Raw genomic sequence first — 8,517 nt, forward strand, 5'->3', positions numbered from 1 at the left:
GCCTTTTTCGGTATTTTTCAACTTCTGACCGGCAAATGGATTTGGGGCTTTCTGAACCTTTTTCTGGGGTATCTCTGGCAGTGGATAGGCCACAAATACTTCGATAAAAACGAAGTCGGCGAAGTCATATTGATAAAGAAAATAATAAAAAAGATCTTCCCTTTAATCTTAACAGTTTTTCTTCTATTAGCAGGAGGTGACGCTATGGCGCTAAGGATAAAGAGCCCGGCTTTTAATGACGGCGATATGATACCCGATAAATATACCGCGAAAGGCAGGGATATTTCGCCGCCGCTTTTTTGGGAAGATGTGCCGGACGGCACCGCGAGTTTCGCCATTATTTGTGAAGACCCCGACGCGCCGGGCGGCAGATGGGTGCACTGGGTGATTTACAATATCCGCAAAGGCATCTCGAGGCTATCCGAGGGCATTCCCCAGTATGACGAGGTGGAAAACGGCGCAAAACAGGGTATGAACGATTTTAGGAGGGTGGGTTATGGCGGGCCGGCCGCGCCTCCAGGCCCCGCGCATAGGTATTTTTTCAAAATGTATGCCCTTGATAAGGTGTTAGAAGTGGAATCAGGGCTGACGCGAGACCAGCTGCTCAAGGCAATGAAGGGCCACATCATACAAGAGGCCGAAGTAATGGGGAAGTTTAAGAGATAATAGCCGCCTGAACGGGAATCCCAGACGATGCATATTTTTGATGATATACTTTTATTAGAAAAGGGGAATTTTTTTTCGGTGCTTGTTAAGCAGCAAAAAAAAGGTTTTAGTTAGATTGCAGTTCGGAAATCGTCTATTAAGGTAGAAGGGAAGGGCAAGAAAAAAGGAGAATTTTTTGTCCACCCTTGTTAAATGCTGAAAAAAAGTTTTTAAAAGGAGGGCCTTACCATGAAACCCACATATCTTAAAAATCTTACATTAGGTGCAGTGCTTATTGCAGCGTTTGGAGTATTTCTTTTTTCCAACATTGCTGCTGCTGAAGCCGGTACTATTAGCGGCCATCTAGATTACCAGGAGTCTAACTGGACAATACCTGCAACTGTTGGAGTCAACTTGGTGCTGTCTGATACCGAAGAACAGATCGCGTATACCGACACGAACTTAAACGGCGATTATTCCTTCGGAAGTCTTGATACGTTGCTAGACTACAAAATAGTCGTAATAGCCGAACGATTTGAGGATTATACGAGCCAACCTTTAGTGTTCTCGGCGGGTGAGGAATCTATAGTATGCAATGCGAGGCTTACGCCAAAGATTAACATCATCAGAGGACGCGTATATGACAGTTTGACCGGAAACGGCCTATCTAATGTTGAGGTAGAGGCAAGGGGTTCTACATATTTGGGTTCATATACGGCTCCCGTATATGAAACGCTAACAGACGCAGACGGTAATTATGAAATTAGCGGCTTACTGAGAATTGTCCCCTATCCGGATGCGTCAATTATTGTCGTTATCGATTATAATGTCGTCGTAGATTTTGTTACTGGCTATGGAAGCTTTACAAGCGATAAAGTTGATTTTGAGTTTCACCCGCTTTGCATTATTGATGCGCCGCTAACACGCATTTCAACTTTTGCATATGCCATCGTAGACGATTTTAATAATGCAGATCCTGATACCAATTTTCTGGGGTTAGAAACGGCTGCCGGTATTTTCGGCGGGGGCGATATCTCTAGCAGTTACGATATTTACGGTGAGAATGACGGCAACCCTCTGAACTCAGCTCACCAGCTGTCGTGGGACGTTTCGCTGGGCACCTCCGGGGTAGACGACGCTTATTGGTATTCATTTGCAAGAGACGAAATCGGCACAGTTATTCCTGTAGCCGATTATTCCCATCTCAGGTTCAAGGTGCAGGCAGGGTATCCGGTTGGTCCGGGCGGCCCCGAGATAGAAAAACGCGATATAATCGGAATAGACCTGCAGGTGAATTATCCTGACGGCGAGCCTGATCAGGAAGGGAAACCTTTTCGTGTGTATCGCGCGTATCAACCCGTTCTGAATATAGAGGAGCTGGACCTTGTCAGTGTAGGATTATACGATTTCTGCGATGAGTACGATCCTGCAGTACGTTTTACCGATAACCTTACTAATAATATCGCCAACCTGCGCGCTGTTGCCATTGTGATGACAGACTTTACCGATGCCTATTTAACGGATACGGACGGCGACGGAATAAACCTTGGGCTGGATAACTTCGGGACGGTCTTCATCGAAGACGTAGGTTTCTGGAATAGAACAGTAGCAACTCTTAATACAAGGGTTATTGATGATTTTGAAGATGCCGACTCCACTAAGAATTCGCTGGGTTATGATACGGTAGTGCTGGGTGCCACGGCTGCTGGTGAAGAGATATTGGGAGCAAGTAAAGCCCTTCGCATAGACTGGGTCACTTCTTCTCAGAATACCCGGTACATGAGCGACGTCAGTAATGGTGGCACGCAACTTATGGATCTCAGCGGGTATACTCATCTGGCATTCGACGCCATATGCGCAGCTGCCGACGAAGCAGATTGTTACGAAGTCATATTGGTAGTCTCTAATTGGGCCGGCGTACCGGAGGAATTTTCGTTTACCAAAGCGCTGGGCTCTAAGAGAATCCAGGAGGAATATATTCCACTTAACAGATTCCATCATGGAAGCTCACACTATCCGGCGACCGACAGGGTGCTTATACCACCGCAGTATCTACAGCGGGTCAGAGAGATAAAGTTCTTTTTCAGCGCAGATGCAAGCCAGGGGCAGCCGGAGAGTCTGGTTGCGTTAGGAAACGACGCAGAAGGTACTGTATGGCTTGACAATCTCAGGGTTGTCACACTTGCAGCCGGGCCGCTTTATAATTACCCACCTCGCATAAATAAAATTGACGATCAAGATGTATCTTACGATTTTGGTTGGTCTCCTCAAGCGCACCGTAAATACTATGGGAAGACGGCAATTGCAGGCCTGCCGGTTACTTTTGATGTAGCTTGCAGCGATGCCGACGCGAATCTTTCGGATCTTACAATGACATTGCCCGGTGATCCGCCGATTCCTACGGGTAATACAATTGTATGGACGCCAAACGTAACGGGAGGAACAGCGACAGGAACGTTGTCGTGGACGCCTCAGCTTACCGATGTGGGAACACACAGATTGCTCTTTACCGCTATCGACGACAAGGAGGCAAGGGATATACAGCAGTTTGACATTATAGTCAATGAACCGCCGCCTCCGGATAATAATCCCCCGGTTTTTTATCCGTGGGAGGGTTGGACTATAAATGAAGGATATCTCTATAAGTGGACGATATTAGTAATGGATCCGGATGACGATATCGTTACAGTGACAGCAAGTAACATGCCGGAAGGTATGAAGTTTGACGGGTACGGGTCATTTGAATGGCAGCCCGGATACGAACAAGCAGGCGATTATAGTATTTTACTTACAGCTACGGACGAACATGGTGCTGCGTCTTACTTAGACATGACCATAACGGTAAGAGATATCGAGAACTATATTAAAGGGAAGGTCTATGATTCCGTGACCGCGACACCGCTTTCGGGCGTTACAGTTACGATTAAGCCGATGGCATACGGATATGGCACGCATGATTATACGGACACCACAGATGAAAACGGAGGTTACAGAGTTGATGACCTGATAGCATATGTCCAATCAAGCGGCGGGACCGTTACGTGGATAAGTTACACAGTGCACGTTTCCGTAGATGGATATGAAGACTTTATAAGCGAGGAAGCATTATATTCCGAAACGGAATGCCAGTTTGTGCGCGATGCGGCGCTCATACCGGGCGATCAGGATCCACCTGTGCTTTCAGTGACAGCGCCCGCTAAATACACCAGCGCTGCCGAAGGCAGTATTATTCCGGTAGAAGGTACGGTCAGCGATGCCAGCGCTGTGCAGGTATTTGTATGTGTAGGCGCGGGCGAATTTACCGAAGTACTAGTAACGGAAGGCGCCTTTAGCACGACAGTGGAACTTATCGGCATGCCGATAAGCGGCGAGTATATGACTGTAGAAGTTAAAGCAGAAGATGCAGCGCATAACACCGCTATTGTATTAAGGTATGTACTAAACGGCCATCTACATCTGATTGAACTTCCGCGGTATTATGCAAGCGGTGATAACGTGTTAGGCCCTGCCGGTATAGCTACGGCTCAGGACATAATCGATCTTATGAGGCCGGATCCGGATAATGAGTTTCCTACGGATACTGACATATACAATTACGCGCACGCAATGAACCTGCCGGCAAATCAGGGGATAGCCGAGCTTGACCTTCACGGCATGGATGCCGCGCTTGAGCATTATGACATCTATGCGCAGGGGTATAATTTCGACATAGAGGCATTTGCCAACATGAATGATTATTTAAAGGAGATCGTCCATTGGATGAGTTGGCCGGTGTCCAAGCAGTGGGGTGTTTATGCGCCTGCAGGCGTAGATCCGCTGGATCCCGCTTACGCCGACTACTTTACTTGTGCGCCTTATATACCCGTAGTAGCGCCGAGTTCAGCCGATATAGAAGGATATAACAGGTGGGTGGTCATAAATGGTTTTGCATCCGATATATCACCCTATGAATACAACACGCAGCCATGGAAATACGCCTATAATACGACGAACATAACAATTTATGGTATGTTTATTACAGACCCGTCGGTGGTGGGCGATATAGGTAAAGATGCGTATGTTGCGGCCTCGGAACTTTCCGATTGTCTTAAGCCGCTTGCAAGCGCCGATACTTATAACGGTAAATACGTCATGGTTGCAGAGCCGCCCGACGAAGAACTTGATCTTGAAGCACAAGCGGCGCCCGCAGTTGTGAATGAGTCAACTGAGAAGCTTATCGAAATAGTTGAATACGTGAATAATACAGAAGAAGGAACACTGGAAAGGCATCTTGTAGACAGCACGCTTGTCGTAAATTTAAAGAAAGACAATTCCGCAGTATCTTTTTCGACCACAGCAGATCTTACATCGCTCTTTACGGGAGGTGTGGACAGTAACGCCTCGTCCATCTCCTGGGACCAGATTATACCGGCTCCGCTTTTACTCAACGCAGATTTTAAAGAGGCGGTGCAGGGAAGCGTGGCGCGGGAATTCATCAAGGTACTTAGAAAAGATACCGGCGAGAGCTATTACATAATACCGTTTGACAAACTAACCAATGGGCAGTTTGCCTCATATGCAGCTATAGCTGTTGACGCAACTGACGGCCATTTCCTGCAGGGAAGCTGCGCGAAAGAACCGACAAGGTATATACAACTTACAAAAGAAGAGGCAATAGCGGAAGCCATCGGCCAAAACCCCGAGCTTGACGGTCAGGAGATCAATGCACAGCTTATATGGGAAAGAGGAGGCCTGACATCTTCGCCGTTCTATCCTTATTGGGAAGTAACGGCCGGCGGCAGAACATATTTAGTTTCGGATAAGTAAAAAAGACGATAAAATAGGGTATAAACAGCGGCTGGTTTTATCATAACTCAGCCGCTGTTTTATTGTTAGATTTCGGCCTGCCAGCCGTCTTTTTAGGTGACACGAGCGATCTTTTACATAAAATTGGCCACATTTGTGCTTATAAATCACTTTTTATGTGGTATAATAGGTGCATATGAAAAAGGCCGATAAAAGTACGATAGAGCGCGAAAAGGTATTAGTCAGCCGTTGCGTTGTTGGTGAGAAGAGGGCATGGGACGAATTTGTCGATGCGTATAAGGCCCTTATTTATCATGCTATAATAAAGGCGTTTCAGCTTGTCGGATACAGCAATACGGAAGAGGTGGCGGGAGATATCTTCCAGGATGTCTTTGCTTCGCTGCTGAACGGTGATTACGCGAAATTACGCGGCTTCAAGTGGAAAAACGACTGTTCTTTGGCTTCATGGCTTCATATCGTGACGAAAAACGCGACATTCGATTTTTTAAGGAAGCATTTCAGGCGCGGAGATATAATGGAATCACTTTCTGCTGATGACGAAAATGAACCGGCAGATTACCGTATTGAGGGGTCAGAAGAGATACTCGTTTTACAGAACCTGGAAAATGAAGAAAGAAATGAGATTTTTGATAAAGCATTAAAAGAACTGCCCAAGGAAGATCTGTTACTTATAGACCTTATATACTTCCGAGGCGTTTCGCATAAAAATGCGGCAAAGATTTTAGGGAAAAGCATAGACGCTCTTTACATGCACAAAAAAAGAGTGATAGAAAAAATCAAAAAAACGATAGAGGTGGACCATGGAAAATATAGCCACTTTAATAAAAGAAGCGTTTAAAAGATCGATAAGCAAAAAAGCGTCTTCAAAAGGCCCCAAACCCTCGGAGGAGGATATTGCCTGTTTTGCGTCAGGACTACTTGACGAAAAGGAAAAAGGTGGTATCCTAGATTATATAGCTGCCGAGGAGGACGGCGATGAGGCCGTTTTTAGCTCATTGTTGATAGCGCCTGATATGGCGGCGAAAAGATACCTTAAAGTACCCCCGGCCTTGGCAATAAGGGCTAAAGCCCTTGTGTCAAAAACAGAAAATCTGGAGTTGCTTGAAGTGATAGCCGAATTTGCCGAGGATATGGTACGTCTGATTAAAACGACAGGGATCATACTGACTTCACCGCATGCTCCCGCGCTGGCATATAGAGGCGCAACGGCGGAAGCAGCGAATAAAGGCATAGATGTATCAAAGGCAGTGAATGGCTACGTCGTTAATATCAAGATCATGCGCATAAAAAAGGACCTTGCAAACCTGATTGTGACATTAAAGAATAAGAGAAGCAAGAAACTCTCTTCAGGGGAAAGGATCAGCCTGGTGCATGAAGGCAGAGAATTCAGGTCGTCTCTCACCGATATGGGAGCAGTAGAGTTTGACCAGATAAAATTGGATGATTACCAGTTAGATATTATCCGCCAAGGAGAGCATCACTGCTTGGCACGCCTTTCATTAAAGTCCCTTCAATAATGAAGACTATTATAATCGAGATACACAAGAGTGCGCCCGAACAGCTCATGATGAACGCTTTTTACAAAAGCGAGAGCCTTGAGCATAAGCATTACGCCATCCATAAGATTACCGAGTCCACTATTCACGAATTATGCTCCGATGTCTTTAATGTGATAAGCCGCGCTGACAGTAAAGGCCTTACCACGGAAAACAGCCTGAATGAGCTTCGGAAAAGTGCCTACCTCTTATATGAAAGCATATTCGCAAAAGAGATAAAAAATGAGATAAAAAAGACCGACGCTACTCATCTGATATTTTATATAGATGAGCAGCTGGTCCATATACCGTGGGAACTTTTGCATACCGGTTCAGATTACCTCTGTCTGCGCTTCGCAACCGGTAGAGTAGTTCTTACCTCCGGACAGATCTATTCTGACCCCAGCCGTCCCGCTAAACCACAGTTAAAGATGCTGGCCGTATGCGATCCTGCAGGCGATCTCGGGTATGCGTATCAGGAAGGCATAATAGTAAGGAATGAGCTCGACAGAGCAAGGAATAAGATACGGCTTGAATTGCGTACTACCGATGTAGGTTCTAAATTCGTTCTTAAAAACCTGCAGGGGGTCGATATCTTCCATTTTGCCGGCCATGCCAAATACCAGCAAGATAATCCGCAGAACAGCGGCTTTGTCTTAAAAGACGGCGATCTTACCGCAGAAAAGCTGGCGCTTTTGAGCGAAACGGGTTCCATGCCCTTACTCGTTTTTGCCAATGCCTGCAGTTCGGGTGAAACCGGCGGATGGAAAATGGACCCGTCTCAGGAAAACAAGATATACGGGCTTGCTAATGCGTTTCTTATGGCGGGGGCCAAATATTATATAGGTACGTTCTGGAAGGTGCAGGACGGGCTGTCTATGCAGTTTGCGCGCATATTTTACAGAAGCATCCGGATGGGAAAAAGTATAGGAGAAGCGCTCAAGCATGCACGATTGTGGCTGATGGAAAAGTACGGGGATACGGCCCTTATATGGGCAAGTTATATGCTTTACGGCGATCCGGGTGATTATCTTGTTATTCCGGAGGAGAAAAAGGGGTTTAAAAAATTTGTCACTCCAAAAAACCTCAGCTTATTAGGTATCGTATTTATAATTTTGATATCCATAGCATTGCACCAGATTTTTAGGCTAAAAGAAGAAGTTCCCATCAGCGCCTTAAATATCCCTTCTTTAAAAAATGTATATTATGTTAAAGAAGGCGGGGCGGTAAATAAATACGACGAATATAACATACTCAGCCGCAACATGGCCCTCAGCAAGAAATCGGACCATTCGTCCATGCAGAGTAAATATCAGGGTTCTTCCTATGCCTTTGACAACAATCTTGGCACAAGATGGGCGTCGTTATTTTCCGACCCGCAGTGGATCTATGTAGATTTAGGAGAGAGCGTCCCCATAGGCTATATAAAACTCAAATGGCAGATGGCATCAGCCCGTTCATACGATATACAGGTTTCTAACGACGCAAAAAAATGGAAGACGGTATGGCGCACTTCAAACGGCGGCGGGCC

At 46.0% G+C, this 8,517-nt stretch carries 5 protein-coding genes; all 5 read left to right on the plus strand.

Annotation, left to right across the window (positions count from 1 at the left end; genetic code table 11):
• The first annotated feature begins 204 nt into the window (after positions 1-204).
• A complete protein-coding gene (locus KKI13_03855) occupies positions 205-666 on the plus strand; it encodes a YbhB/YbcL family Raf kinase inhibitor-like protein (protein ID MBU4488181.1) in 462 nt (153 codons plus the stop codon).
• A gap of 228 nt (positions 667-894) precedes the next feature.
• Entirely contained in the window at positions 895-5,451 is a 4,557-nt protein-coding gene (locus KKI13_03860) for a carboxypeptidase-like regulatory domain-containing protein (protein MBU4488182.1), read from the plus strand.
• A gap of 175 nt (positions 5,452-5,626) precedes the next feature.
• Positions 5,627-6,289: a sigma-70 family RNA polymerase sigma factor gene (locus KKI13_03865; protein MBU4488183.1), complete on the plus strand. Its 663-nt coding sequence runs from the start codon at positions 5,627-5,629 to the stop codon at positions 6,287-6,289.
• Positions 6,252-6,968, plus strand: coding sequence for a hypothetical protein (locus KKI13_03870; protein MBU4488184.1), 717 nt, complete (start codon positions 6,252-6,254; stop codon positions 6,966-6,968). Before KKI13_03865 ends, KKI13_03870 begins: the two co-directional genes overlap by 38 nt.
• A gap of 932 nt (positions 6,969-7,900) precedes the next feature.
• The coding region (locus KKI13_03875) for a discoidin domain-containing protein (GenBank protein MBU4488185.1) at positions 7,901-8,517 on the plus strand (617 nt) is incomplete at its 3' end.

This window comes from Candidatus Omnitrophota bacterium (assembly GCA_018894435.1).
GTDB lineage: Bacteria > Omnitrophota > Gorgyraeia > JAHIPI01 > JAHIPI01 > JAHIPI01.

Excerpts from the sequence above, each read along its gene's own strand:
- KKI13_03855 (MBU4488181.1), top strand. The coding sequence starts at position 205 with ATGGCGCTAAGGATAAAGAGCCCGGCTTTTAATGACGGCGATATGATA.
- KKI13_03860 (MBU4488182.1), top strand. The coding sequence starts at position 895 with ATGAAACCCACATATCTTAAAAATCTTACATTAGGTGCAGTGCTTATT.
- KKI13_03865 (MBU4488183.1), top strand. The coding sequence starts at position 5,627 with ATGAAAAAGGCCGATAAAAGTACGATAGAGCGCGAAAAGGTATTAGTC.
- KKI13_03870 (MBU4488184.1), top strand. The coding sequence starts at position 6,252 with ATGGAAAATATAGCCACTTTAATAAAAGAAGCGTTTAAAAGATCGATA.